The 26622-nt window shown below is 63.2% G+C and carries 26 protein-coding genes; 19 read left to right on the forward strand and 7 right to left on the reverse strand.

The window, feature by feature from the left end; genetic code table 11:
• The first annotated feature begins 228 nt into the window (after positions 1-228).
• The 7 genes from prfB (at position 229) to G7009_RS18620 (ending at position 7019) form a co-directional block, all read left to right on the forward strand.
• Positions 229-1324 (forward strand): peptide chain release factor 2 gene (gene prfB / locus G7009_RS18590; protein ID WP_181131486.1). Its coding sequence is split into 2 segments (ribosomal slippage): positions 229-300 and positions 302-1324, totalling 1095 coding nucleotides; the frame shifts between segments, so codons are not numbered across the junction.
• Positions 1325-1395: 71 nt separating this feature from the next.
• A complete protein-coding gene (lysS, locus tag G7009_RS18595; RefSeq protein ID WP_181131488.1) occupies positions 1396-2898 on the forward strand; it encodes a lysine--tRNA ligase in 1503 nt (500 codons plus the stop codon).
• Positions 2899-3231: 333 nt separating this feature from the next.
• A complete protein-coding gene (locus tag G7009_RS18600) occupies positions 3232-3936 on the forward strand; it encodes a TetR/AcrR family transcriptional regulator (RefSeq protein ID WP_181131490.1) in 705 nt (234 codons plus the stop codon).
• A 29-nt stretch (positions 3937-3965) separates the two neighbouring features.
• A complete protein-coding gene (locus tag G7009_RS18605; protein WP_181131492.1) occupies positions 3966-4511 on the forward strand; it encodes a hypothetical protein in 546 nt (181 codons plus the stop codon).
• A gap of 24 nt (positions 4512-4535) precedes the next feature.
• Positions 4536-5813 carry a flavohemoglobin expression-modulating QEGLA motif protein gene (locus G7009_RS18610; RefSeq protein ID WP_181131494.1) on the forward strand — a complete coding sequence of 426 codons (1278 nt, stop codon included), beginning with the start codon at positions 4536-4538 and terminating at the stop codon, positions 5811-5813.
• Positions 5785-6708: an alpha/beta hydrolase gene (locus G7009_RS18615; RefSeq protein WP_181131496.1), complete on the forward strand. Its 924-nt coding sequence runs from the start codon at positions 5785-5787 to the stop codon at positions 6706-6708. Before G7009_RS18610 ends, G7009_RS18615 begins: the two co-directional genes overlap by 29 nt.
• Positions 6705-7019 carry a hypothetical protein gene (locus tag G7009_RS18620; protein WP_181131497.1) on the forward strand — a complete coding sequence of 105 codons (315 nt, stop codon included), beginning with the start codon at positions 6705-6707 and terminating at the stop codon, positions 7017-7019. Before G7009_RS18615 ends, G7009_RS18620 begins: the two co-directional genes overlap by 4 nt.
• 744 nt (positions 7020-7763) lie before the next feature.
• On the opposite strand, the gene G7009_RS18625 is transcribed toward G7009_RS18620, so the two are convergent.
• The 3 genes from G7009_RS18625 to G7009_RS18635 all read right to left on the reverse strand — a co-directional run bounded on the left by G7009_RS18625 (position 7764) and on the right by G7009_RS18635 (position 9636).
• On the reverse strand, positions 7764-8552 hold the full coding sequence (locus G7009_RS18625; RefSeq protein WP_181131499.1) for an OmpA family protein: 789 nt from the start codon (positions 8550-8552) through the stop codon (positions 7764-7766).
• 50 nt (positions 8553-8602) lie between these two features.
• Positions 8603-9016 carry a DUF4398 domain-containing protein gene (locus tag G7009_RS18630; protein ID WP_181131501.1) on the reverse strand — a complete coding sequence of 138 codons (414 nt, stop codon included), beginning with the start codon at positions 9014-9016 and terminating at the stop codon, positions 8603-8605.
• Between the two features lie 275 nt (positions 9017-9291).
• Complete coding sequence (locus G7009_RS18635) at positions 9292-9636, reverse strand: pilin assembly protein (protein ID WP_181131503.1); 345 nt, start codon at positions 9634-9636, stop codon at positions 9292-9294.
• Between the two features lie 152 nt (positions 9637-9788).
• Here G7009_RS18635 and ppc point away from each other — a divergent pair, with 152 nt between their 5' ends.
• The 7 genes from ppc (at position 9789) to G7009_RS18670 (ending at position 16924) form a co-directional block, all read left to right on the forward strand.
• Positions 9789-12416 carry a phosphoenolpyruvate carboxylase gene (ppc, locus tag G7009_RS18640; RefSeq protein ID WP_181131505.1) on the forward strand — a complete coding sequence of 876 codons (2628 nt, stop codon included), beginning with the start codon at positions 9789-9791 and terminating at the stop codon, positions 12414-12416.
• A gap of 256 nt (positions 12417-12672) precedes the next feature.
• Positions 12673-13320 carry an adenylate kinase gene (gene adk / locus G7009_RS18645; protein ID WP_181131507.1) on the forward strand — a complete coding sequence of 216 codons (648 nt, stop codon included), beginning with the start codon at positions 12673-12675 and terminating at the stop codon, positions 13318-13320.
• 87 nt (positions 13321-13407) lie between these two features.
• Positions 13408-14082 carry a tRNA (adenosine(37)-N6)-threonylcarbamoyltransferase complex dimerization subunit type 1 TsaB gene (tsaB, locus tag G7009_RS18650; protein ID WP_181131509.1) on the forward strand — a complete coding sequence of 225 codons (675 nt, stop codon included), beginning with the start codon at positions 13408-13410 and terminating at the stop codon, positions 14080-14082.
• A 129-nt stretch (positions 14083-14211) separates the two neighbouring features.
• Entirely contained in the window at positions 14212-14496 is a 285-nt protein-coding gene (locus G7009_RS18655; protein WP_181131511.1) for a hypothetical protein, read from the forward strand.
• Between the two features lie 3 nt (positions 14497-14499).
• On the forward strand, positions 14500-15369 hold the full coding sequence (locus G7009_RS18660; protein WP_181131513.1) for a DUF72 domain-containing protein: 870 nt from the start codon (positions 14500-14502) through the stop codon (positions 15367-15369).
• A gap of 29 nt (positions 15370-15398) precedes the next feature.
• Complete coding sequence (locus G7009_RS18665; RefSeq protein ID WP_181131515.1) at positions 15399-16229, forward strand: isocitrate lyase/PEP mutase family protein; 831 nt, start codon at positions 15399-15401, stop codon at positions 16227-16229.
• 5 nt (positions 16230-16234) lie between these two features.
• A complete protein-coding gene (locus G7009_RS18670; protein WP_181131517.1) occupies positions 16235-16924 on the forward strand; it encodes an extensin-like domain-containing protein in 690 nt (229 codons plus the stop codon).
• A gap of 104 nt (positions 16925-17028) precedes the next feature.
• Here G7009_RS18670 and G7009_RS18675 read toward each other — a convergent pair whose 3' ends face one another.
• Positions 17029-17646: an energy transducer TonB gene (locus G7009_RS18675; RefSeq protein ID WP_181131519.1), complete on the reverse strand. Its 618-nt coding sequence runs from the start codon at positions 17644-17646 to the stop codon at positions 17029-17031.
• 95 nt (positions 17647-17741) lie between these two features.
• Here G7009_RS18675 and G7009_RS18680 point away from each other — a divergent pair, with 95 nt between their 5' ends.
• Positions 17742-18539, forward strand: a complete 798-nt coding sequence (locus G7009_RS18680; RefSeq protein WP_181131521.1) for a class I SAM-dependent methyltransferase — start codon at positions 17742-17744, stop codon at positions 18537-18539.
• A 5-nt stretch (positions 18540-18544) separates the two neighbouring features.
• Here G7009_RS18680 and G7009_RS18685 read toward each other — a convergent pair whose 3' ends face one another.
• The gene (locus G7009_RS18685) at positions 18545-19183 is read right to left on the reverse strand and encodes a TetR/AcrR family transcriptional regulator (RefSeq protein WP_181131636.1); all 639 of its coding nucleotides are present in this window, start codon (positions 19181-19183) and stop codon (positions 18545-18547) included.
• Positions 19184-19354: 171 nt separating this feature from the next.
• Here G7009_RS18685 and G7009_RS18690 point away from each other — a divergent pair, with 171 nt between their 5' ends.
• Both G7009_RS18690 and G7009_RS18695 read left to right on the forward strand, forming a co-directional pair.
• Positions 19355-20455 (forward strand): efflux RND transporter periplasmic adaptor subunit, encoded by a 1101-nt coding sequence (locus G7009_RS18690; RefSeq protein WP_181131523.1) that lies wholly within the window; start codon positions 19355-19357, stop codon positions 20453-20455.
• Positions 20456-20461: 6 nt separating this feature from the next.
• Positions 20462-23527: an efflux RND transporter permease subunit gene (locus G7009_RS18695; RefSeq protein WP_181131525.1), complete on the forward strand. Its 3066-nt coding sequence runs from the start codon at positions 20462-20464 to the stop codon at positions 23525-23527.
• 24 nt (positions 23528-23551) lie between these two features.
• Here the strand turns inward: G7009_RS18695 and G7009_RS18700 are convergent, their stop codons facing one another.
• Together G7009_RS18700 and G7009_RS18705 are read right to left on the reverse strand one after the other, a co-directional pair.
• Positions 23552-24046 carry a SprT family zinc-dependent metalloprotease gene (locus G7009_RS18700; protein ID WP_181131527.1) on the reverse strand — a complete coding sequence of 165 codons (495 nt, stop codon included), beginning with the start codon at positions 24044-24046 and terminating at the stop codon, positions 23552-23554.
• A 123-nt stretch (positions 24047-24169) separates the two neighbouring features.
• On the reverse strand, positions 24170-24769 hold the full coding sequence (locus G7009_RS18705; RefSeq protein ID WP_181131528.1) for a Yip1 family protein: 600 nt from the start codon (positions 24767-24769) through the stop codon (positions 24170-24172).
• Between the two features lie 264 nt (positions 24770-25033).
• Between G7009_RS18705 and ttcA the strand changes: the two genes are divergently transcribed.
• Positions 25034-25858, forward strand: coding sequence for a tRNA 2-thiocytidine(32) synthetase TtcA (gene ttcA / locus G7009_RS18710; protein WP_181131530.1), 825 nt, complete (start codon positions 25034-25036; stop codon positions 25856-25858).
• A gap of 4 nt (positions 25859-25862) precedes the next feature.
• Positions 25863-26534 (forward strand): DNA-3-methyladenine glycosylase I, encoded by a 672-nt coding sequence (locus G7009_RS18715; RefSeq protein ID WP_181131532.1) that lies wholly within the window; start codon positions 25863-25865, stop codon positions 26532-26534.
• Positions 26535-26622: the final 88 nt, after the last annotated feature.

Below are 26622 nucleotides of genomic sequence, written 5' to 3' on the forward strand. Positions count from 1 at the left end.
TTCCTGCCACTCCCGACATCGAGCGTACCGCTGCTAGCTTGGTGCCGCCGCCGTACCCTGTGGGGCGGGTTCACCCGCGAATACGCCGGTGAATCAGCTGCCGCACTCGCGGGGGAACCCGCTTCCACACGTCCGCTGCTCGGCCAGCGCTTGAAGCGGCTGCCGCGTCCAGTCCGATGCGTTATACTCACGGGCTTTTCACAGAATCCGTACGAGAGCTGCCCGCCCATGGAAATCAACCCGATCCTGAACACCATCAAGGACCTGACCGAGCGTTCCGAGTCTATTCGGGGGTATCTTTGACTACGATCAAAAGTCTGACCGCCTGATCGAAGTCAACCGCGAACTCGAAGACCCGAACGTCTGGAACAAGCCCGAATATGCTCAGGAGCTGGGCCGCGAGCGCGCCGCGCTGGCGCAGATCGTCGAGACCCTGGACAAAATGTCCGGCGGCCTGGGTGACTGCCGCGACCTGCTGGACATGGCCGTCGAGGAAAACGACGAAAATGCCGTGGGCGACGTGGTCGAGGAGCTGGCGAGCCTGGAGCAGGACCTTGCCAAGCTCGAGTTCCGTCGCATGTTCAGCGGCGAGATGGACATGAACAACGCCTACCTGGATATCCAGGCCGGCTCCGGCGGCACCGAGGCTCAGGACTGGGCCAACATCCTCCTGCGCATGTACCTGCGCTGGGCTGCCAAGCGTGGCTTCGATGCCACCATCATGGAACTGTCCGAAGGCGAAGTCGCCGGCATCAAGGGCGCTACCGTGCATATCAAGGGCGAGTACGCCTTCGGCTGGCTGCGCACCGAGATCGGCGTGCACCGCCTGGTGCGCAAGAGTCCGTTCGACTCCGGAGCCCGTCGCCACACCTCGTTCTCGGCGGTGTTCGTGTCGCCCGAGATCGACGACAAGGTGGAGATCGAGATCAACCCGTCGGACCTGCGTATCGATACCTACCGTTCCTCCGGCGCGGGCGGCCAGCACGTCAACACCACCGACTCGGCGGTACGTATCACCCACGTGCCGACCAACACCGTGGTCAGCTGCCAGAACGAACGTTCCCAGCACGCCAACAAGGACACCGCCATGAAAATGCTGCGGGCCAAGTTGTACGAGCAGGAGATGCAGAAGCGCAACGCGGCGTCCCAGGCCCTGGAAGACAGCAAGTCCGACATCGGCTGGGGGCACCAGATCCGCTCCTACGTCCTCGATGCCTCGCGGATCAAGGACCTGCGCACCGGTATCGAGCGCAGCGACTGCGACAAGGTGCTTGACGGCGACCTGGACGAATACCTCGAAGCCAGCCTCAAACAGGGGCTCTGAGCCTTCCAAGCTGCTACAAGGCCCCCGCCTGCGGGCGGGGGCAACGAACCCGTGATGGAATGAATGACGACATGAGCGATCTCAAACTCGACCCGCAAGACCTGCAACAGGAAGAAAACGCCCTGATCGCCCTGCGCAAGGAAAAACTTGCCGTCGAACGCGCCAAGGGCCAGGCCTTCCCCAATGACTTCCGCCGCGACAGCTACTGCGACGACCTGCAGAAGCAGTACGCCGACAAGACCAAGGAAGAACTGGAAGCTGCAGCGATCCCGGTCAAGGTTGGCGGCCGCATCATGCTCAACCGTGGCTCGTTCATGGTCATCCAGGACATGACCGGGCGCATCCAGGTCTATGTCAACCGCAAGACCCTGCCCGAAGAGACCCTGGCAGCCGTCAAGACCTGGGACCTGGGCGACATCATTGCCGCGCAAGGCACGCTGGCGCGTTCCGGCAAGGGCGACCTCTACGTCGAGATGACCTCGGTGCGCCTGCTGACCAAGTCGCTGCGCCCGCTGCCGGACAAGCACCATGGCCTGACCGACACCGAGCAGCGCTACCGCCAGCGCTATGTCGACCTCATGGTCAATGAAGAAACCCGTCACACCTTCCGCGTGCGCTCGCAGGTGATCTCGCACATCCGCAGCTTCCTGGCCAAGCGCGACTTCCTCGAAGTCGAGACGCCGATGCTGCAGACCATTCCAGGCGGCGCGGCGGCCAAGCCGTTCGAGACCCACCACAACGCCCTCGATATGCCGATGTTCCTGCGTATCGCGCCGGAGCTGTATCTCAAGCGGCTGGTGGTCGGCGGGTTCGAGAAGGTTTTCGAGATCAACCGCAACTTCCGCAACGAAGGCGTCTCGACCCGGCATAACCCCGAGTTCACCATGCTCGAGTTCTACCAGGCGTATGCCGACTACACCGACAACATGGACCTCACCGAAGAGCTGTTCCGCGAACTCGCGCAGCTGGTGCTGGGCAGCACCGACGTGCCGTACGGCGACAAGGTGTTCCACTTCGGCGAGCCGTTCGTGCGTCTTTCGGTGTTCGACTCGATCCTCAAGTACAACCCCGAGCTGACCGCCGCAGATCTGCAGGACGTCGACAAGGCCCGTGCGATCGCCAAGAAAGCCGGCGCCAAGGTCCTGGGTCATGAAGGTCTGGGCAAGCTGCAGGTGATGATCTTCGAGGAGCTGGTAGAGCACAAGCTGGAGCAGCCGCATTTCATCACCGAATACCCGTTCGAAGTGTCCCCGCTGGCGCGTCGCAACGACGAAAACCCGGCAGTGACCGATCGCTTCGAACTGTTCATCGGTGGTCGCGAAATCGCCAACGCCTATTCCGAGCTCAACGACGCCGAAGACCAGGCCGAGCGTTTCCTGGCCCAGGTGGCCGAGAAGGACGCCGGCGACGATGAAGCCATGCACTACGATGCCGACTTCGTTCGCGCCCTGGAATACGGCATGCCGCCGACAGCCGGCGAAGGTATCGGCATCGACCGTCTGGTAATGCTGCTGACCAACTCGCCATCGATTCGTGATGTGATCCTGTTCCCGCACATGCGACCACAGGCCTGAGCATCCTGACCAAACCGCTTTTAGGGGTAATACCAGTCAGTCAAGGAACACATTCTAGTTTTTGAGCGCTGAAGCTTGGCGCTCTTCTGCTGGATCTTCTGTGAAGCTAAGGGCCTCGTCGCGGGTCAAGCCCGCTCGCCACCGGGATATGCGCTTACCGGTGGCGAGCGGGCTTGACCCGCGACGAGGCCCTTAGCTTCACAGAAAGTTCGAGAGCTGCCCGGATACGCGTCACCATCTGAGTCGACTGCTCTTCGTTGACTGACTGGCATTGGCCTCCAGGGGCGGCTTTTCTTGTGTGCGACTCCACGAGGTATCAACGTGACACCTGCAATGGCTCAACAAGGCGCCGCCGGCGTGGCCACCGCCGTCGCTGAAAACGTGCAATACCAGGGACGCAAGACCAGCCGCCAGGGCAGCGAGCAGCGTCGCCAACAGATCCTCGATGCGGCCATGCGCATCGTCGTGCGCGATGGCGTGCGTGGCGTGCGTCACCGCGCGGTGGCCGCCGAAGCGGGCGTGCCGCTTTCGGCGACGACCTATTACTTCAAGGATATCGAGGACCTGCTCACCGATACCTTCGCCCAGTACGTCGAGCGAAGCGCTGCCTACATGGCCAAGCTCTGGGCCAATACCGAGGTGGTGTTGCGTCACTTGCTGTCCCAGGGCGATGGCAGCGCGCAATGGCGAGCGACCCTGGCCGATGAAGTGGCGCGCATGACCGCCGACTATGTCATCCGCCAACTGAACAACCGCCGTGACTTCCTCATGGCTGAACAGGCCTTCCGCCAGGAGGCACTGCTATGCCCGCGCCTGGCCGAGCTGGTCCAGGCGCATGAGCAGATTCTCCTGCACGGCGCGCGACAGATGCTCCAGGTCGTCGGCTCGCGCCAGCCCGAGCAGGACGCGCTGGTGTTGACGGCCATCATCGAGCAGATGGAATATCAGGGCCTGCTCAGCGACGCGCATGCGCAAGCCGATGGGCAGATGCTCGCTATCCTTACCCGTTACCTGCACCTGGTGCTGGCATCGGCATGAGGCGCGACTGACCTTCCAAGGAGAATCGGATGAAAGCCTGGCGTGTGCTGTTGACCTTGTCATTCCTGCTGCTGGGCGGTTGTCTGGTGACCTTCGACGAGCCATTGCCGAGCAACCAGCAGGCGCCACGGACGCTGCTCGGGCAGTGGAGCAGCAAGGACGCCTGGGGCGAACCATTGAAGCTCTCGATCACCCGCGCCGGCGGCGATACCTACAAGGCGGTCGCCCGGGGCAAGGGCAAGGCGCCCGAGGAGTACGTCTTCAGCGTATCGCGTCATGGCAACCGCTGGTATCTGTCGGCCGGGGTCCCAAAGCGTCTGGGCGGGCACTTCCTGATCGGCGGTTTCGAAGTGCTCGACGGCAGGGAGCTGGTGCTCTACACCCTCGACATCGAGCAGGTCCGGCAGGCGGTGAAGCAGAAAGAACTGGCCGGGCATGCAACAGAGGTATCCGAAGATCATGGCCAGGGCGTGCTCATCGACAGTCCGTCCGAACGCGTCCTGGCTTACCTGGACGACCCGGCCAATTCCGACCTGTTCATCGAAGTGGCGCGTTTTCAGCGTACCGGCAAGTGAGTGTTCTGACTCAAGGAGTGTGGGGTGGACGAGTACCAGCAGACGATACGCGCGCTGTCCGATCGGATTGTCGCGGCGCAGACGCCGATTCGCGTGCTCGATGCGGTGAAGTGGGACGATGGCATCCGTCAGGGGTTTCTTGACGCGCGCGGCAAGCAGATGCCAGCGGTCGACCGGGCCTATTATCAGGCGCGACCGCTGGGTTTCGACTCCGCCGCGGTGAAGTCCGAATTCCAGAGCATCGAGCGCGATATCACCCGCCAGCTCGGCCAGTTCAATCCGGTGGGGCAGATCATGCGGCGCATGTGCAAGGAGTACCGCATGGTGGTGCGCATGCTCGAGGCGCGCGGCACCGAGGATTTCGGCCTGATCTCCCAGGAGCTCTATGGCGCGGCATCCGACGCGTTCCATGCCGGCGACCCGACCCTGGCCGATCTGGGCCTGATGCTGTCGGACTACCTGAACAACATCGATGGGCGCGGCGACCTCAAGGATGAGCCCAAGAACCTTACCGCCAAGGAGACGGTCGAGATCCTGCAACGCCGTCTCAACAAGGTATTCGGTGAAGCGGAAGGCACCATCCGAGTATTCGAATCCGACGGCATCGTTGCCGACGCCGCAGCGGGCGCCGACTACATCAAGGTGCGCGCCGACGCGGTGTTCAACAATCGTGACGTACGCGCGCTGGAAGTCCATGAGGGGCTGGTGCATGTCGGCACCACATTGAACGGGCTGAACCAGCCCATCTGCACCTTCCTCGCCAAGGGCCCGCCCTCGTCGACAGTGACACAGGAGGGCCTGGCCATCCTGATGGAAGTCATCGCATTCGCCTCCTACCCCAGCCGCCTGCGCAAGCTCACCAACCGCACACGCGCCATTCATATGGTCGAGGAGGGCGCGGATTTCATGCAGGTCTACGAGTTCTTCCGAGGTCAGGGCTTCGAGATGGCGGAGAGCTATGGCAATGCCAGCCGGGTGTTCCGCGGCTCGGTGCCCGACGGCCTGCCGTTCACCAAGGATCTGTCCTACCTCAAGGGCTTCATCATGATCTACAACTACATCCAGTTGGCGGTCAAGAAAGGCAAGCTCGAACAGATCCCCTTGCTGTTCTGCGGCAAGACCACTCTGGAAGACATGCGTACCCTGCGCCAATTGGTCGATGAAGGCCTGGTCGAACCGCCCAAGTACCTGCCCGAGCAGTTCCGCGATCTCAATGCGCTGTCCGCCTGGATGTGTTTCTCCAACTTCCTCAACCACCTGAGCCTGGATCGCATTGAAGCCGACTACGCGAATATTCTCTGAAACTTCCCGCAACGTCGTCCTTGCCCTGGCGCTGCTGGGGCTTGGCGGATGCAGCAGCCTGCTGTTCTACCCCGAGCCTGGCCAGCCGTTCACGCCCGCGCGAGCCCAACTGGACTACCGCGACCTGACCCTCACGGCGAGCGACGGGACGCGCCTGCACGCCTGGTGGCTGCCTGCCAAGGCGGGCGTGCCGATCAAGGGGACCGTGCTGCACCTGCATGGCAACGGCGGCAACATGGCCTGGCACCTGGGCGCCAGCTACTGGCTGCCGGAGCAGGGCTACCAGGTGTTGATGATCGATTACCGCGGCTACGGCCTGTCCCAGGGCAAACCGAGCCTGCCGGCGATCTATCAGGACATCGGCGCGGCGATGGCGTGGCTGGCCAGCGCGCCGGAGGTCAAGGGCAAGCCGTTGGTGCTGCTGGGGCAGAGCCTTGGCGGTGCGATGGCGATCCATTACCTGGCGGCGCATCCCGAGCAACGCCAGCGCTTCCAGGCGCTGGTGTTCGACGGCGTGCCGGCCAGCTACCGCGGCGTCGGACGTTTCGCCCTCGGTACTTCCTGGCTGACATGGCCGCTGCAGGTGCCGCTGTCCTGGGTGGTACCTGACGGCGACAGCGCAATCCGCTCGGTCGAACGTGTGGAGAGTCCGCCGAAGCTGTTCTTCCACAGTATCGACGACCCGATCGTCCCGTTGCAGAACGGCATCAGCCTGTACCAGCACGCCCCGCCGCCCCGGGTATTGCAACTGACCCGTGGTGGTCACGTGCAGACGTTCGCCGACCCGACCTGGCGTGAGGTGATGATGCGTTTCCTCGATGATCCGTCGCATTTCAACGGTCTGCGCCGGTTGGCCGAAGTGCCCAATTACCCTGACGAGAAAAACAAGCAATGACAGAAGAACGCAACGCCGTCCCGTTGATCCTGACCGGTATCGCGAGCGTCATCGTGACGGTGGGAGCGCTTTGGTACTACGGCTACCTGCACTTCGCCAAGCCGGAAGACGCCTTGCTGCTGTCGGACTTCACCATGCTCAAGACCGTTCCGGGCGAAGACTACAAGGTTTCCCTCGATCCGGCTGCGCAAGTGGCGCATTGCATCGACGGCGTGCTGGTGCTGTTCGACACGCAGCAGAAAGGGCTGACGGGCGTATTGGTGGACAATCGCAAGCGGGCGGTGCGGTGTGCCAGCGATGTGATGCGGTGAACGCCTGGGTTTCGTCACTGGATAGGGCATCTCATGATGCATGCTGCTGGGGCTTTAGCAGTCTTGAGTTCGAAGAAAGAGCCTTCGACTTTCGAACGTCATGTCTTTGCTTTTCTCTCTCAAGCCTTCTTTTGAAGCTTATGGCCTCTCGCGGGACAAGCCCGCTCACCACCGGGACTGTGTTTTTCCTATAGCCCTCCCAGCGGGACTGTTTTTCCTATAGCCCTCCCAGTGGGACTGTGTTTTTCCTATAGCCCTCCCAGCGGGACTGTTTTTCCTATAGCCCTCCCAGCGGGACTGTTTTTCCTATAGCCCTCCCAGTGGGACTGTGTTTTTCCTATAGCCCTCCCAGCGGGACTGTGTTTTTCCTATAGCCCTCCCAGCGGGACTGTGTTTTTCCTATAGCCCTCCCACCGGGATTGTGTTTTTCCTATACCCCTACCCAGCGGGATTGTGTTTTTTGCTATACCCCTGCCCAGCGGGACTATATTTTTCCTACACTGCTCACTGGTGGTGAGCGGGCTTGTCCCGCGATGCGCCGCACAAGCGGCGCTCGATCTCAAGGCCGCTGAAGAAACTGTCAGCATGCGCGAACCGTCGGCAGCCCAGTCCAACTCATCCAGCCAAAAAAATTGCCCTTCTGACTTCTCCACATAAAGGGGCTGTCAGAAGGGCAATCAGATGTCGCTGGCAACAGCGGTGATACCTGGCCTGTCACGAAACCGGCCAGAGGTCATGCATCGCTTAGTTGGCCTGGCTCATCGAGCGCGGCTGCACCGGCTGGTTGTCGTTGGAAATGGTCACTTCCACACGACGGTTCTGGGCGCGGCCGGAGTTGCTGGCGTTGGAGGCGACCGGGTATTCCTTGCCATAGCCTTGGGTGACGATACGCGCTGGGTCGACACCGGCACGTACCAGGGCCATGCGCACCGAGGCCGCACGGCGTTCGGACAGGGACTGGTTGTAGTTGGCCGAACCGACGCTGTCGGTGTAACCCTCGACGATCACCTTGCGCTCAGGGTTTTCCGACAGGAACTGAGCCAGCTTGGCGACATCCGGGTAGGCGCTGCTCTTGAGCTCGGCCTTGTTGAAGTCGAACAGAACGTCACCAAAGGTCACCAAGGTGCCACGGTCGGTCTGCTTGGCGTTCAGGCTGTCCTGCAGCTTCTTGATCTGGGCATCGCGAGCATCCAGGCGAGCCTGGGCACGTTGGGCCGCGGAATTCTTCAGGTTACCCTCGGCAGAACGAAGGGCGATGGTTTGCTTGGCCACTTCGACGCGCTGGTTAGTCAGGTAGGCCAGCTGGTCGACCTTCTTGTCGTCCTCGCGGTCCATGTAGGCCTTGTCGGCCTTGTTCAACCAATCCTGAGCATCCTTGGTTTCGAGGGCAGCGATCTTGCTGGCCTGCGGATCGCTCTGCAGGGCCGAGAAATTGGTGCGAGCCGACTCGAGGTTCGGGTTAGGTTGATGCGAGCAAGCTGCGAGGCCGACGCTCAGTGCCAGCAGGGCGGGAATCATGACGGAATTGCGCATAGTGTTCATCCTTTGATCGATAACGAAAGCAGAGGGCTGGGAAGCGGGCCTCATTCGGCGGCGCGCATGCCTTCCTCACGCAGCTCTTCAACGCCTTGGCGGGCATCCTGTACGGCCTTCTGGGCCTTGCCTGCCTGAGCCTTGCGTTCGGCGACGCGAGCATCCCATTCGGCCTGTTCAGCCAGGCGCTTGGCTTCGTCATACTTCTTGTCATGCATGGCGATTTCCGCCTGCTTGAGCTTGTCCTGGGCCGCTTTCATTTCCACGGCCGCGAATTCGGTGCCGCCGGCACTGACCGCGGAATTGACCGCCGACTGGGTGACAGCGTACTGCTCGGTCGGCGGGTTGCCAGCGCAGCCGGCCAATACCAAGCTACTGCCCAAGGCCAGGGCAGCCAACTTGATACCGCGCAGAGGGGTGGACGAGGGTTTCGCGGTGCGGTTCTTCATAATGGTCAACTCCATTGGAACACTCCTGATAAACAACGATGTACTTGGCAGTTCATCGCTATTTCCTGTAGTTGCGAGCGCATTGGCGCTGTGCGGCAAGGCTCGAGAATGCAGAGATTTACCTTGATGGCTATTGGCTCGGACCGGGGTGTTTTTTGAATAGTTCAGAAAAACCTGCACACTAAATACTTTTTTGCTGACTAATTGGTCAGCGGAATTGGCGAGGAACTTTTCCCTGCGCGAAGGGTACGCCCGACGTCGCGAAGCGGCATCCGAGCGAGCCTCGAGGCTCATTTTCCATCGTCGTCGACGTTGCTGCTGAGGTCGTGCAAATGGCGCCTGGAGAGCGCCAGAAAGCGCGGCGTGGGCCCGATGTCCTCGTAGAGCGGATCGCCTTCCTCGTCGGTGGCGATCACCTGTTGGCCCCTGATGTAAGGAAAGCTGGCCTCCAGTTCTTCCAGGGCAGCGGCGACCAGCTCACCGAGCAGCTCCTCGGGTTGACGCTTGGGATACATGTCGATCAGCGCGGCGAGGCGCGCCTCGGATTCCATGTCCAGGTGCAGGACATGGCCGGTGGGGCTCATGTGGCCTTTGGCATTCTGTTCCCAGTGTTGGACAAGTTCGCGAATTTTCATGATGACCTCTGGCAAAGGCTCGGTGAGGGGCATTGCTTGTGATGACGCGCGGACGCGTTAGTTGCTTTGCATTGCCCCAAAGTCGTCTTGAAAGGGCCGATAGGAGTGGGCACTCTGAGGGGAGTGCTGTTCCCTGGAGTGGAGAAGGCCCGATGACCGATATCGATCTGCGTTTGCGTGAGGATGTGCACCTGTTGGGAGAATTGCTGGGCAAGACCATTCGCGAGCAATACGGCGAAGCCTTTCTGGACAAGATCGAGGCCATTCGCCACAGTGCCAAGGCCGATCGCAGCGGTAGCGCCGAGCAGTTGAGCTCGACCCTGGACAACCTTGCCGAAGAGGATCTGCTGCCGGTGGCGCGGGCCTTCAACCAGTTTCTCAACCTGGCCAACATCGCCGAGCAGTACCAGCTGATCCGCCGTCGCGACGCCGATCAGGCCGAGCCCTTCGAGTCGCGGGTGCTGCCGGAACTGCTGGCGCGGCTCAAGCAGGCCGGCCACGGCAACGATGCCTTGGCGCGACAGCTGGGCAAGCTGGATATCCAACTGGTGCTCACCGCCCATCCCACCGAAGTCGCGCGTCGTACGCTCATTCAGAAGTACGATGCGATCGCCGCGCAACTGGCTGCCCTGGACCACCGTGACCTGACCCCCACGGAGCGCGAACAGGTGCATGAACGCCTGCGTCGATCGATCGCCGAAGCCTGGCACACCGAAGAGATCCGCCGTACCCGCCCGACACCCGTCGACGAAGCCAAGTGGGGCTTCGCGGTGATCGAACATTCGCTCTGGCAGGCCATTCCCAACCATCTGCGGCAGACCGACAAGGCCCTGTTCGACGCTACCGGTCTGCGCCTGCCCTTGGAGGCCGCGCCGGTCCGGTTCGCTTCCTGGATGGGGGGCGATCGCGATGGCAATCCCAATGTGACCGCCGCCGTGACGCGCGAAGTCCTGCTGCTGGCGCGCTGGATGGCCGCCGACCTGTTCCTGCGCGACGTCGACGACCTGGCCGCCGAGCTGTCCATGCAGCAGGCGAGCCCCGCCTTGATCGAGCGGGTGGGCGACAGCGCCGAGCCCTATCGCAGTCTGCTCAAGCAATTGCGCGAGCGCCTGCGCGCCACGCGTAACTGGGCGCATGCCTCGCTGACGGCCTCGCAGCCGCCGAGTGCGTTGGTGCTGGTAGACAATCGCGACCTGATCGAGCCGCTGCAGTTGTGTTTCCAGTCGCTGCATGCCTGCGGCATGGGCGTGATCGCCGACGGGCCGCTTCTCGACTGTCTGCGTCGAGCCGTCACTTTTGGCCTGTTCCTGGTGCGCCTGGATGTGCGCCAGGACGCTGCCCGGCACACGGCTGCGCTGTCCGAGATCACCGATTACCTGGGCCTGGGGCGCTATGAGGCATGGGATGAGGATCGACGCATCGGCTTCCTGCAGGCCGAGCTGCAAAACCGTCGTCCTCTGCTGTCTCCGCATTTTCAGCCCGAGGCGGAGACCGCCGAGGTGCTGGCGACCTGCCGCGAGATCGCTGCGGCACCTGCGGCGTCTCTCGGTTCCTATGTCATTTCCATGGCTGGCGCCGCCTCGGATGTGCTGGCCGTGCAATTGTTGCTCAAGGAAGCTGGCTTGACCCGACCCATGCGCGTGGTGCCGTTGTTCGAGACCTTGGCCGACCTCGACAATGCGGGCCCGGTGATGGAGCAGCTGCTGGAGTTGCCAGGTTATCGGGCCAGCCTGCACGGTCCGCAGGAAGTGATGATCGGCTATTCCGATTCGGCCAAGGACGCTGGCACGACCGCGGCGGCATGGGCCCAGTACCGCGCGCAGGAGCAGCTGGTGCGCATCTGCCAGGAGCATCAGGTCGAGTTGCTGCTGTTCCACGGCCGCGGCGGTACGGTCGGACGTGGCGGAGGCCCCGCGCATGCGGCGATCCTGTCCCAGCCACCAGGGTCGGTGGCTGGACGATTCCGCACCACCGAGCAGGGGGAGATGATCCGCTTCAAGTTCGGCCTGCCAGGCATTGCCGAACAGAATCTCAACTTGTACCTTGCGGCCGTCCTCGAGGCTACCCTGCTGCCTCCGCCGCCCCCTCGGCCTGCCTGGCGCGAGCTCATGGACCAACTTGCCGCCGATGGCGTCGAGGCCTATCGCGGCGTGGTGCGCGAGCGGACGGATTTCGTCGAGTACTTCCGCCAATCGACCCCGGAACAGGAGCTGGGCCGACTGCCGCTGGGGAGTCGGCCCGCCAAGCGCCGCGCAGGAGGTATCGAGAGCCTCAGGGCCATCCCCTGGATCTTCGGCTGGACGCAGACACGGCTGATGCTGCCGGCCTGGTTGGGCTGGGAAACCGCGTTGGGCAACGCCCTGGCGCGAGGGCAGGGCGCGATGCTGGAGCAGATGCGCGAACAATGGCCTTTCTTCCGTACCCGTATCGACATGCTCGAGATGGTCCTGGCCAAGGCCGACGCCGAAATCGCCCTGGCCTACGACGAACGTCTGGTGCAACCGGAGTTGCTTCCTTTAGGTGTACATTTGCGCGACCTATTGTCGCAGTCCTGCCAGGTCGTGCTCGCGCTGACCCGGCAGCCGGTGCTACTGGCGCACAGTCCCGAAACCCTGGAATTCATCCGGCTGCGCAACACCTATCTGGATCCGCTGCATCGCTTGCAGGCCGAGCTGCTGGCGCGCTCGCGCGGGCGTGAAGCCGCTCTGGACAGCCCGTTGGAGCAGGCGTTGCTAGTGACGGTGGCAGGTATCGCGGCAGGTCTGCGCAACACGGGTTGAGGCCGCAGGCTGTATACATCCGCGCAGCGCGTACCCAGACGATCGGGGCTGCGCGCGAAGTGGTTGCGAAGAGCGCAACCACCTCGCGAATGGGGCGCAGGTGGTGCTTTGTTCACACTTTGGGATGCTTGTCTGGCCGCCGGGCGCTGTGTATCTTGGGCAGCCTTTTGGCCGATTCATGGTCATGACCCGATTTTGCGGACTTGGCCCAGTGTGCCGACTCCATGATCTACATTAAAAAAATGAGGAGCACGTGATGCGCGTTATTCTGCTGGGAGCTCCCGGGGCCGGTAAAGGTACTCAGGCAAAGTTCATCACCGAAAAATTCGGTATTCCACAAATCTCCACCGGTGACATGCTGCGTGCCGCCGTCAAGGCCGGCACACCGCTGGGCCTGGAAGCCAAGGCGATCATGGACGCTGGCAAGCTGGTCTCCGACGAGCTGATCATCAACCTGGTCAAGGACCGCATCGCCCAGGCCGACTGTGCCAACGGTTTCCTGTTCGACGGTTTCCCGCGCACCATCCCTCAGGCTGAAGCCCTGGTGAGCGCGGGGGTCGAACTGGACGCCGTGGTCGAGATCGCCGTCGCGGACGAAGAGATCGTCCAGCGCATCGCGGGTCGTCGTGTCCACGAAGCGTCCGGTCGTGTCTACCATGTGGTCTACAACCCGCCGAAGGTGGAAGGCAAGGACGACGTCACCGGCGACGAGCTGGTACAGCGCAAGGACGATACCGAAGAAACCGTCCGTCATCGTCTGTCGGTCTATCACGAGCAGACCAAGCCTCTGGTGGCCTTCTACGAGAAGCTGTCGGCCAGCAACGGCAAGCCGAAGTGCAGCCACATCGAAGGCGTCGGCTCGGTCGAGTCGATCACCGCCAAGGTGCTCGCGGCCCTGAGCTGATAGCCCCGCGCTTGCAGACAACGGCCCGCTTGCGGGCCGTTGTCGTTTATACTGCCGCTCTTTTCCCTGTACCTGGAACCCCGTTCGATGACCACCTTGCTGGCCCTGGATACCGCCACCGAAGCCTGTTCCGTCGCCTTGCTGCATGACGGCCGGGTGACCAGCCATTACGAGGTCATCCCACGGATGCATGCGCAGAAGCTGTTGCCCATGATCCAGCAGTTGCTCGGTGATGCCGGGGTCGCCCTGAGCGCTGTCGATGCCATCGCCTTCGGTCGCGGACCTGGCGCCTTTACCGGTGTGCGCATTGCCATCGGCGTGGTCCAGGGCCTGGCCTTCGCCCTCGAGCGGCCTGTGCTGCCGGTTTCCAACCTGGCGGCGCTGGCCCAGGGCGCATTGCGCGAACGCGCTGTCCAACAGGTCGCTTGCGCCATCGATGCACGCATGGATGAGGTGTACTGGGGCTGTTACCAGGCCCGAGAAGGCGAAATGTGCCTGGTCGGTCAGGAAGCGGTACTGGCGCCCGAGCTTGCCGTCCTGCCTGAAGGCGCCGCCGGAACCTGGTTCGGTGCAGGTACGGGATGGGGTTATGCGCCTCGCCTGGCCGCCGCGGTCGAGGCCTGCGATGCGACATCGCTGCCCAACGCGCTCGATATCCTGGCCCTGGCCACTCATGCCTGGAAACGCGGCGAGGCGATCGAAGCGGATCAGGCGCAACCGGTCTATCTGCGTGACAACGTGGCCACGCCCAAGGCGCGTTGAGTGCATTTCGTCGGCTATTGCGGTCCACGATAAACATTTTGTCGGATATGTGGTCCAGTTATCAGCGGCCTGTTAGCGAAGCGGCACAGGTGCTGCTAGATTGCTATCACGTTTCCGAGTATCAGCCTCATGCGTATCGACGGTTTCTCCTCGCAGTCCACTCCGATCAAGCGTGCGCCACGCAAGGCACCGCTGCGCGAAGAACCCATCGAAGACGCCGAGCTGGTCGAAGACACCGACGCCACCCAGCAGGCGCGCCCTCGTCGTGGCGGTGGCTTGCCGGCCCGCCAGCAGGACCTGATCTTCGCGCGTACTCGCGACCGCCGCACCGCCACGGCCCTGGCGAGCTACCTGAGCACCGCGGGCTTTACCGACTGGGATATGGAAGTACTGGGGCTGGACCTGTACATTTGAGCCATGAGCTTATCCCTGCTGCCTTACCACCTCGGTTGTCCCTCCTGGAGCGAACCCGCCTGGCGCGACTATCTCTATCCCGCCGATGCCAGTACGAGCGACTTCCTTGGCCTTTATACCCAGGTCTTCAACGCCGTCGAAGGCAATACCACCTTCTATGCGCGTCCGGCGCAAGCGGTCATCGAGCGCTGGGTGCGCGTCATGCCACCGCATTTTCGCTTCACCGCCAAGTTTCCTCGTGACATCAGCCATGACGGTGACCTGCGAGAGCAACTGGAAGCCGCGATAGCCTTCACTCGGCTTTTGGCACCCCTCGGTGAACGTGTCGCCCCGTACTGGTTGCAGCTTCCCGCCAGTTTCGGTCCCCATCGGCTCGCCGAGCTGGACCGGTTTCTCGATCAGATCGAGGTTCCAATCGCCGTCGAGGTGCGCCACGACGCGTTCTTTGCCCGTGGCGATGAAGAGCGACAGCTCAACCGCCTGTTGCATGGACGCGCAATCGAGCGCATCTGCCTCGATCCGCGCGCGCTGTTCAGCTGCACCTCCCGCGAGCCGAGGATACTCGAGGCCCAGGCGAAGAAGCCGAGAGTCCCGCCACGCCCGACAGCGTTCAGCGCACACCCCCAGGTCCGCTTCATCGGTCACCCGGAGCTGGAGGCCAACGAACCCTTCCTGGTCCCTTGGCTGGACAAGGTGGCCGGCTGGATCGAACAAGGCCTGTGTCCTTACGTCTTCCTGCACACCGCCGACAACCGTCTGGCCGCCGCGCTGGCGCAACGCTTCCATGAGCGGCTGCGCGAGCGTTTGCCCGGCTTGCCACCGTTGCCGGAATTGCCGCGAGCGCCCGAGGTCGAACAACTGGGTCTACTCTGACCCTACTTTCACTGTCGGAGCTTGAAATCATGGATGTGCAAACCCTGCGAGCCGAAGCCTTCAAGGCGCTGCATGAGCGCGATGGCGCGTTCGTCGTCGCGAATCCTTGGGACGCGGGATCGGCCAAGCTGCTGGCCAGTCTGGGTTTCGAGGCCCTGGCGACGACCAGCGCGGGCCTTGCGTTCACGCTGGGCCGGCCAGACGCGGAGGGCGCGATGACGTTGGAGGAGACGCTGGTCAACGCCCGTTCGATCGTCGATGCGACCGCGCTGCCGGTCACGGCGGACCTCGAGAACGGTTTCAGCGATCTGTCCGAGGGTTGCGCCCAAGCGATCCTGCAGGCGGCCCAGGCCGGACTGGTGGGGGCTTCCATCGAAGATGCCAGCGGCAAGGCCGAGGCGCCTATCTATGATTTCGGTCTCGCCGTTGAGCGGGTGCGCGCCGCGGCGCAGGCCGCGCGTAGCCTGCCTTTTCCCTTCACCTTGTGCGCGCGGGCGGAAAACCTGCTGCACGATCGACCGGACCTGGACGATACGATCCTGCGCTTGCAGGCGTACGCCGAGGCGGGTGCCGATGTGCTGTATGCCCCTGGCTTGCGCAGTATCGACGAGATCCGCGCCGTGGTGCAGGCCGTGGCGCCCAAACCGGTGAACGTGCTGATGGGCCTGTCCGGCGTCCCGTTGAGTGTCAATCAGCTGGAGGATCTGGGTGTGCGCCGCATCAGCGTCGGCTCGTCGCTGGCGCGTGCGGCCTATGGCGCCCTGGAGCGCGCCGCGCGCGAGATCCATCGGCAAGGCACGTTCGGTTACGCAGAGCAGGCGTTGCCGTTCGCCAGGCTCAATGATCTGTTCCATCGCTGATCCGGATGCGGACCTTTCTCGCGCTCCTGGTCGGGCTGTCCATCGTGGCGGGCGTGCTCTGGCATCTCGGCTGGCGTCCTCCAGCCGAGTGGGATCCCTGGGCGGCCCTGGATATCCGCCAACCGCCGAATCTGCTGACACCTTACAAGCTGTCGCGCCTGCGCAATGATCCGTCACTCTGCGAGCAGGCGATGAAGACCTCGACCGTGCGCTATCGAGCCCAGGCCGACAGCCCGGCATCGGCCAACTGCCCTCTGCGCAATGTGCTGCGGGTCGAGGGCGGCGAGACGCGGTTGAGCAGCAGCTTTCTCGCGACCTGCCCCTTGGCCGTGGCCTACGCCCTGTTCGAGGAGCACGGTCTTCAGCCTGCGGCCCAGCGGGTATTCGGTCAGCCGGTGACGCGGATCGATCACTTGGGCAGCTTCGCCTGTCGCAATGTCTACCACCGCAAGCAAGGACGGCTCAGCCAGCACGCGACGGCCAATGCCCTGGACATCAGCGGCTTTCGCTTGAAGGATGGCCAACGCATCGTGCTGGCGCGTGACTGGCAAGGGCAGGGGGCCAAGGCGGATTTCCTGCGTCAGGTGCACAAGGCCGCCTGCGAGCATTTCAATACGGTGCTGGGCCCGGAATACAATGCGGCCCATCGCAACCATTTCCACCTGGACATGGGTGGGTGGCGGGTCTGCCGCTGAATTTGCCTTGCACTTCAAGCCTTGCGTGATGGCTGATTGCCTCATCGCGGGTGGTCCGGCATCCCGGCAAGCCCGCTTGCCACCTGAGGATTGGCTAACCTGCCCTACTGGACGCGAACGTTGTTCAGCACGACCGGGCGTGCCCAGTGGTTGTCGAACGCGAGCGCCAACCGTTGTTCGGCCAAGGTCGCGTCGCCGTAGGGTTCGGGTGCCTTGTCCAGCAGGTCGAGCTCGAGCTCGGCGATCGGCAGGTACAATGCGCGAGGCGTCGGGCCAGGGCTGGGTTCGGGGTGAGGATGGCCCTGGCTCATGACTACCGGTCGCAGCCAGCTGTTGCTCAGGTCGAACTGACGTTGCTGCTCGATCAGTTCGGCCGCGCCGAAAGGCTCGGGCGCAGGCTCCAGCAGATCGGTCTCGAATTCCGCCTTGGGCAGGAACAGCGGCTCTGGCGGCGCGATCTCGGTCTCGCGGACGTCGCACAGACGCTGCGTCTGGATCTGAGCCAGCAGGCGCGCGCCGCCGATGGGTTCGCCGCTGACCTCGTCATGGAGCGCCGGCGCCTGGAACAGGCCCGCATCGTCTTCCCCCTGCCGCTCGGCCATCGCCCGGGCAAAGAAGTCCTGCCACAGATGGCTGACGCCCCCGAGTGCCTGGGTATTTTGCCGACCGTAGTTGCCGACAGGCGACAGGTAGGTCAAGCCGATGGAAAGGATGTCTGTCATGGCAGTCGCGAGTAGTGTGCTCTGGCACAATAGGCGGATACAGCAGATATCGGCCGTGGCCGGGGTTTCATTAATCTTTTTGAGCGCGGGAACAGATGGCGGAGCAAGAGCAGCACCTGGAACAGGATGGGCGTCTGAGGGTCGAGGCATTGGCGCCCGAGTTCCAGGCTCGGGCCGGCGAGTGGGCCCGGCGCCTGGGGTTGCCGGAAGATGACAGCGAAGCGGCGTTTGCCGTGCAGGTCGGCGCCGACGGCCTGCAGATCCAGCAGTTGGGGCCGCAGGCGCCGGGCCCGGTACGGGTGGATTTCGTCGAAGGCCAGGCGGCCCACCGGCGGCTGTTCGGCGGTGGCAGCGGGCAGATGATCGCCAAGGCCGTGGGGATCGCCCAAGGCATACGGCCGCAGGTGCTGGATGCGACTGCAGGGCTGGGCAAGGACGCCTTCGTCCTGGCCAGCCTGGGCTGCCGGATGACCTTGATCGAACGCCAGCCCTTGATCGCGGCCTTGCTCGAGGACGGCCTGGCGCGGGCCCGCGCCGACGCTGAAGTGGCGCCGATCGTCGAGCGCATGCGCCTGCTCAACGGCAATGCCATCGAACATATGCGCGCCTGGCAAGGCGACCCGCCGCAGGTCATCTACCTGGACCCGATGTTCCCGCATCGCGACAAGAGCGCGCTGGTCAAGAAAGAGATGCGCGTGTTCCGCCCCTTGGTCGGCGACGACATGGACGCGCCCGCGCTGCTCGAAGCCGCCCTCGCGCTGGCGACTCACCGTGTGGTGGTCAAGCGCCCGCGCAAGGCACCGATCATCGATGGCCCCAAGCCCAGCCATAGCCTGGAAGGCAAGTCGAGCCGCTACGATATCTATCCCAAGAAGGCGCTCAAGCCCTCCTGAGGCCGCTACGCATAGGCTCGCAGGAACAGGCCCACCACCTCGCGGACATGGTCCTCGGCGGGCTCGCCCTGCAGCGGCGGGGCGCAACCGAGCAGCAGGCGGTAGTCCGGAGCGCCCTTGACCAGGCAGAAGAAATGCTCGGCCGCGCGTAGCGGATTGTCGATGCGCAGCAGACCACGTTGCTGGACGTTGCGCAGCAAGCTTTCCATGTCCGCCAGCACCCGCTTGGGACCTGCTTCGTAGAAGTACTGGCCGAAGCCTGGGTCCTGGCTGCCCAGGGCCATGATCAGCCGGCTGAGTTTCACCGACTCGTCACTGCTGATCAGCGCCTGGAAGCTGCGGGCGATGTTCAGCAGCACCTGTTCGAGCGGAACATCGTCGGGCATCTCGAAGATCAGGTCGGGCAATTGGCCCTGGCAGGTCGCCATGATCGCCGAGCTGAACAGGTTCTGCTTGTCGTTGAAATGGCTGTAGACCGTCAACTTTGAAACACCTGCCGCCGAAGCGACCGCATCCATGCTGGTGTTGGCATAGCCTAGGCTGAGGAACAGCGCCTTGGCGGCCTGGAGGATGGCATCGCGCTTGGCCATGTCCTTCGGGCGGCCGGGGCCTGGAGGTGCGTCATTGGGCATCGGGGCGGACATCTGCATGAAAAGACACTCATGGTACCGGGTTGCACTACCTCGGGCTGCATGAAACGCCCGATGGTCGATGCGCATTTTCTCTCCGACGCCCGCTTCCCCACCTCGGTTCCCTGACTTAATATACCCGCCAGTATAAATATTCGATGCGCCCCTCGCGAAAGGTCATCCATCATGTTGCGTCATGCCTTGTCCCTCGCCCGGCCCGTGGCGGCCGCGCTTTTGCTCAGCGGTTGCGGCGAGCAAGCCACGCCGGTTTCGGCTCCACGTCCGGCCCTGGTGGTGCAGCCCCAGCCCGCCAGCACGACGGCTGACACTTACCCCGGCGAGGTGCGGGCGCGCTTCGAACCGCAGCTTGCCTTCCGCATCGGCGGCAAGGTCAGCAAGCGCCTGGTCGAGGAAGGGCAACGGGTAAAAGCCAACCAGCCCCTTGCCGAACTCGATCCGCAGGACGTGCGCCTGCAACTGGAAGCCAATCGGGCGCAACTTGCCGGTGCCGAAGCCAACCTGAGCCTGGTGCGGGCCGAGCGTGACCGTTATCGAAAACTGCTCGATCGGCAGATGGTCAGCCATTCCCAGTACGACAGCGCCGAGAACCTGTACCGCGCAGGGCTGGCTCGCTTGAAGCAGGCCAAGGCCGAGTTCGACGTGGCCGGCAACCAGGCCGAATACGCAGTGCTTCGAGCCTCTCAGGATGGGGTTATTGCCAGGCGCCAGGTCGAAGTGGGTCAGGTCGTCGCGGCCGGGCAGACGGTATTCACCCTGGCGACCGATGGCGAGCGCGAGGTGGCCATCGGCGTGCCCGAACAGCAATTCTCCAGATTCGCGGTGGGGCAGCCCGTGAGCATCGAACTCTGGTCGCATCCGGGGCAGCGCTTCGAAGGGCGTATCCGCGAGCTGTCGCCGGCCGCCGACCCGCGCTCGCGCACCTTCGCCGCGCGCATCGCCTTCGCGTCGAACACAACACCCGCCGAACTGGGACAGAGCGCCCGGGTCTCCATGGCTCAAGCCGGGCGCATGACCCTGTCCGTCCCCTTGTCGGCCGTCACCGCCGAGAAGGGCCATGCCTACGTCTGGCGCATCGGCAAGGACAATCGCCTGGAGCGCGCGCCCGTGCGCCTGGGTCCTTATGGCACAGACAGCGTCCCGGTCCTCGAAGGCCTGCAGGCCGGCGACTGGGTGGTTGCCGCCGGCGGCCACGTGTTGCAGGAAGGCCAGCAGGTGCGCCCCGTCGATCGCACCAACCGTACGGTAAGCCAGGCGGCCAAGGAGTAGGTCTCGATGGGTTTCAACCTTTCCGCATGGGCGTTGCGCAATCGCCAGATCGTCCTGTTCCTGATGGTTCTGATCGCGATGATCGGGGCCGTGTCCTATACCAAGCTGGGCCAGAGCGAAGACCCGCCCTTCACCTTCAAGGCCATGGTGATTCGTACCCTGTGGCCGGGCGCCAGTGCCGAAGAAGTGTCGCGCCAGGTCACCGAGCGTATCGAGAAAAAGCTGATGGAGACCGGCGAGTACGAAAAGATCGTCTCCTTCTCTCGTCCAGGCGAGTCCATGGTCACCTTCATGGCCCGCGACTCGCTGCGTTCCGATCACATCCCCGAACTCTGGTACCAGATCCGCAAGAAGATCGCGGACATCCATCACACCCTGCCGCCCGGTATCCAGGGGCCGTTCTTCAATGATGAGTTCGGCACCACCTTCGGCAACATCTATGCGTTGACCGGCGCGGGTTTCGATTACGCGGTGCTCAAGGATTATGCCGATCGTGTCCAGGTCCAGCTGCAACGGGTCAAGGATGTCGGCAAGGTCGAACTGGTCGGTCTGCAGGACGAGAAAATCTGGATCGAGCTATCCAATGTCAAGCTGGCCACCCTAGGCATTCCCCTGGCGACGGTGCAGCAGGCACTGGAGGCGCAGAACGCGGTGAGCACGGCGGGTTTCTTCGAGACTCCGCGCGAGCGATTGCAACTGCGGGTCAGCGGACGCTTCGACAGTGTCGAGCAGATCCGGGAATTCCCGATCCAGGTGGGCGACCGCACCTTGCGCATCGGCGATATCGCCGAAGTCCATCGCGGTTTCAACGATCCGCCGGCGCCACGCATGCGCTTCATGGGCGAGGACGCCATTGGCCTGGCGGTATCGATGAAGGACGGCGGCGACATCCTGGCACTGGGCAAGTCCCTGGAGAACGAGTTCGCCCGCCTGGCCCACAGCCTGCCGGCGGGCATGGAGCTGCGCAAGGTATCGGACCAGCCGGCGGCGGTGAAGAACGGCGTCGGCGAATTCGTCCAGGTGCTGGTCGAGGCGTTGGCCATCGTGCTGCTGGTGAGCTTCTTCTCGCTGGGCATGCGTACCGGCCTGGTGGTCGCCCTGACCATCCCGCTGGTACTGGCCATGACCTTTGCCATCATGCATTACCTGGGCATCGGCCTGCACAAGATCTCCCTGGGCGCGCTGGTGCTGGCCCTGGGCTTGCTGGTGGATGACGCGATCATTGCGGTGGAGATGATGGCGATCAAGATGGAGCAGGGTTTCGATCGTCTCAAGGCGGCGAGTTATGCCTGGTCCAGCACGGCCTTCCCGATGCTCACCGGCACGCTGATCACGGCGGCGGGCTTCCTGCCGATCGCCACTGCCGCGTCGAGCACAGGCGAATATACCCGCTCGATCTTCCAGGTCGTGACCATTGCGCTACTGACTTCCTGGGTGGCCGCGGTGGTCTTCGTCCCTTACCTGGGCGATCGTCTGCTGCCGGACCTGGCCAAGCGCCATGCCGCTCGCCATGGCAGCGGTGGACAGGAGAGCGATCCCTACGGCACGCCCTTCTATCAGCGCGTGCGGCGCGTGGTGGGGTGGTGTGTCCAGCGCCGCAAGACCGTGATCGTGCTGACCCTGGCCGCTTTTGTCGGCAGCATCCTGCTGTTCCGGTTCGTGCCTCAACAGTTCTTCCCGGCCTCGGCGCGCCCCGAACTGATGGTCGACCTCAAGCTGGCCGAGGGCGCCTCCCTGAGCAACACCACCGAGCAGGTCAAGCGATTGGAGACACTGCTCAAGGAACGGCCAGGTATCGACAACTACGTGGCCTATATCGGCACTGGGTCGCCACGTTATTACCTGCCGCTGGACCAACAGCTTCCGGCGACCAGCTTTGCCCAGTTCGTGGTGCTGGCCAGTTCCATCGAGGACCGGGAAGCATTGCGGACCTGGCTGATCGATACGCTCGACGAGCAGTTCCCTGAGCTGCGTGGACGCGTTACCCGCCTGGAAAACGGACCGCCGGTAGGCTACCCGGTGCAGTTTCGCGTGACCGGCGAGCACATCGAACAGGTCCGCGCCTTGGCGCGGGAAGTCGCCGCCAAGGTGCGCGAGAACCCGCGTGTCACCAATGTGCACCTGGACTGGGAAGAGCCAAGCAAGACGATCTTCCTCAATATCGACCAGGATCGCGCCCGTGCCTTGGGCGTGAGCACCGCGCGCCTGGCCAGTGTCCTGCAAAGCTCGCTGACCGGTTCGACCGTCAGCCAGTACCGTGAAGACAACGAGCTGATCGAGATCCTTCTGCGCGGTACTTCACGTGAGCGCACCGAACTGAGCAGTCTGGGCAGTCTCGCCGTGCCTACCGACAACGGTCAAAGCGTGGCGCTGTCGCAAGTGGCGACCCTGGAATACGGTTTCGAGGAAGGCATCATCTGGCACCGCAACCGCCTGCCTACCGTGACGGTACGCGCCGATATCTACGGCAAGGAGCAGCCGGCAACCCTGACCCATCAGATCTACCCGACCCTGGCCGCCGTGGAAGCGAAGTTGCCGGATGGCTACCTGCTGGAAGTCGGCGGTACCGTGGAGGATTCGGGGCGGGGACAGAGGTCGGTGAACGCCGGCATGCCGCTGTTCATCGTCGTGGTCCTGAGCCTGCTGATGCTGCAATTGCGCAGTTTCTCGCGCACGGTGATGGTGTTCCTGACCGCGCCGCTGGGGCTGATCGGCGTGACGCTGTTCCTGCTGGTGTTCCGTCAGCCGTTCGGCTTCGTCGCCATGCTCGGTACCATTGCCTTGGCGGGGATGATCATGCGCAATTCGGTGATCCTGGTGGACCAGATCGAGCAGGATATCAGCGCGGGTCTCGATCCCTGGCAGGCCATCATCGAGGCTACCGTTCGCCGCTTCCGGCCGATCGTGCTGACCGCGCTCGCGGCGGTGCTGGCGATGATCCCGCTTTCGCGCAGCGTGTTCTATGGCCCGATGGCCGTGGCGATCATGGGTGGGCTGACGGTAGCCACCGCGCTGACGTTGCTGTTCCTGCCGGCCCTGTACGCCGCCTGGTTCAGGGTCAAGAAAACCTGAGCGCGATCCTGGGTCGGGTGATGGTCACTCGACCCGGATTTCACCACTGAACACCAGGGTGGCCCGGCAGCGCCGGCACAGGTAGCGCCTGCCCTGACGGACCAGCGTGTGCCGCTGCGCGGTGAAGGGGAAATCGCTGTCCGGGCAAGGGCAGCGGTAGATGTAGCGTTGCGTGCTGCGCCGCTTGACCGCGTAGTTGTGGCAGCGCTGCGCGGGCAGTTCATAGACGCCACGCATGATCGCTTGCCATTCCTGGCCATGAGGCTGGATACGATCGCCGAACACCTGATGGGCCACCAGGTGGGCAACTTCGTGAGCCACGGTCTGGCGCAGGAAATCTTCGCTGTTTTCCCGATACAGCTGCAGGTTGAAGCGCAGCAGATTCTCGTGCAGATGGGCAACGCCCGCTTTCTGCCCGCGCAGCTTGAAACTCACTTCGGCACGGGGAAAGGGACGCTTGAAGAAGGCTTCGGCTTGTTGGTAACAGGTTTCGACTCGGTGTCTGAGCAGCTCGGGCATGGCGATAGGGTCTCCTCGCCAACATTATGCCGCAAGCGCGCGAGCCCTGCGGAGCCTCCGATCGGCGCGTCGCCAGGGGCCGAGGCGTATCGCCCCTGGCCAAGCATCCTTCGGTACCGGGCGTCAGTTGGTATAGACAGGTCCGACGCCCAGACCCCAGATGATCACGGTGGCGGCCATGATCGCCACCAGGACCACCAGACCGACCGCCAGCACCGAACTGGAGAACAGGAAGCCTTCATCCGAGGGAATGTTCATGAAGGTCGGCAACCCGACATACAACAGGTACACCGTGTAGCAGATGGCGGCGGTACCCACCACCATGCCTAGCCAGAGGTGCGGATAGAGAGCCGCAAGACCACCGATGAATAGTGGGGTGGCGGTATAGGTGGCGAAGGCGATGCACTGGGCCATGCTGGGCGTGGCGTCATAGGTGCGCGCCATCCAATGGATGAAAGCGCCCATGACGGCCACGCCGCCGAGCATCGCCAGGTAAGACATGATGCTCATCCAAAGGGCGCTTTCAGTGGTCAACATCACGGCGGGTCGGTCGCCGATCACCCAACCGACCTGGGTCGTGCCGATGAAGGCCGATATCGCCGGTACTGCCGCAAGGATCAGGGTGTGGGTCAGGTACATGTGGCCGATGCTTTCATCCTCTCCCCGGATTTCCTTCCATTCCTGGTCGGGATGGGTGAACAACCCCAGAACGTGGTGGATCATGCCAGTCACTCCTATCGTCGTTGCCCGCACCCGTTTAAGACGCGGGAGACCCGAGGGGGGAGGCCAACGACCGATCAAGCGGCGAAGTGGCCTTATGACGGAGTATAGGAAGCGCCATTCGGCGCACAGTCGGCTTTTTAGAGCAAATCGCGCTCTCCGGGCTGTTGCTGATTCCCTTGCCGTCTTATCGGAAGGGGCCTACGCCAGCGCGCGGTTTGTGCGTAAAATAGTCGGCTTTTGTCACACCTCGCGGATTCAAGCGCTATGGGCACCCTCTCGGTCAACCAGAACAAACTGCAAAAACGCCTGCGACGCCTCGCCGGCGAAGCCATCACCGACTTCAACATGATCGAGGATGGCGACAAGGTCATGGTCTGCCTGTCCGGCGGCAAGGACAGCTACACCATGCTCGATGTTCTGCTGCACCTGCAGAAGGTGGCGCCGATCAAGTTCGAGATCGTCGCGGTGAACATGGACCAGAAGCAGCCCGGCTTCCCCGAGCACGTGCTGCCGGCCTACCTGGCTACCCTGGGCGTCGAGTACCACATCGTCGAGAAGGACACCTACTCGGTAGTCAAGGAGCTGATCCCCGAGGGCAAGACCACCTGCTCGCTGTGTTCGCGTCTGCGCCGAGGCACCCTGTATACTTTCGCCGACGAGATCGGCGCGACCAAGATGGCGCTTGGGCATCATCGCGACGATATCGTCGAGACGTTCTTCCTCAACATGTTCTTCAACGGCACTCTCAAGGCCATGCCACCGAAGCTGCGCGCCGACGATGGGCGCAACGTGGTGATCCGTCCGCTGGCCTACTGCAGCGAGAAGGACATCCAGGCCTACTCCGACCTCAAGGAATTTCCGATCATCCCGTGCAACCTGTGCGGCTCCCAGGAGAACCTGCAGCGCCAGGTGGTCAAGGACATGCTGGTGGAGTGGGAGCGCAAGCATCCGGGGCGTACCGAAAGCATTTTCCGCGGCCTGCAGAACGTGGTGCCGTCGCAGCTCGCCGACCGCAACCTGTTCGACTTCGGCAGCCTGACGATCGACGAGAGCGCGACGCCGCGTTTCCTCGACGTGCTGAACCTCTGACCTTATGCGCGATTACCAGTGGTTGCACGAATACTGCCTCAATCGCTTCGGTTCCGCCGCGGCGCTCGAGGCTTCCCTGCCACAGCCCAAGACTGCCGCGCAGTTGCGGGCCATCGCGGAAGACCGTTACCTGTCGATGCTGGCTCGGCGGGTGTTCCGAGCCGGGCTCAAGCACAGCCTGGTCGATGCCAAATGGCCCGCCTTCGAGCAAGTGTTCTTTGGCTTCGATCCCGAGAAGGTCGTGCTCATGGGCGCCGAGCACCTGGAGCGGCTGATGCAGGACACGCGCATCATCCGCCATCTGGGCAAGCTCAAGAGTGTGCCGCGCAACGCGCAGATGATGCTCGACCTGCAGAAGGAAAAGGGCAGCTTCGCGGCTTTCATCGCCGACTGGCCGGTGACCGACATCGTCGGCCTGTGGAAATACCTGGTCAAGCATGGCAATCAGCTTGGCGGTCTCTCCGCGCCGCGTTTCCTGCGCATGATCGGCAAGGACACTTTCGTTCCCACCGATGACATGAGCGCCGCGCTGATCGCCCAGGAGGTCATCGACAAGCGTCCTACCAGCCAGCGCGACCTGGCGCAGGTGCAGCAGGCATTCAACCTGTGGCACGAGCAAAGCGGTCGGCCGTTGTGCCAGCTGTCGGTGATGCTGGCGCATACGGTGAATCATTGAGTCAGCGGCGCTTCGTTCGCGGGCAAGCCCTGATGCCGGTCAGTCAGGGCCAATGGGCTGCCATGCGGCCTTGAACGCAGGCTGTGAG

It is taken from the genome of Pseudomonas capeferrum (genome assembly GCF_013523055.1).
GTDB lineage: Bacteria > Pseudomonadota > Gammaproteobacteria > Pseudomonadales > Pseudomonadaceae > Aquipseudomonas > Aquipseudomonas capeferrum_A.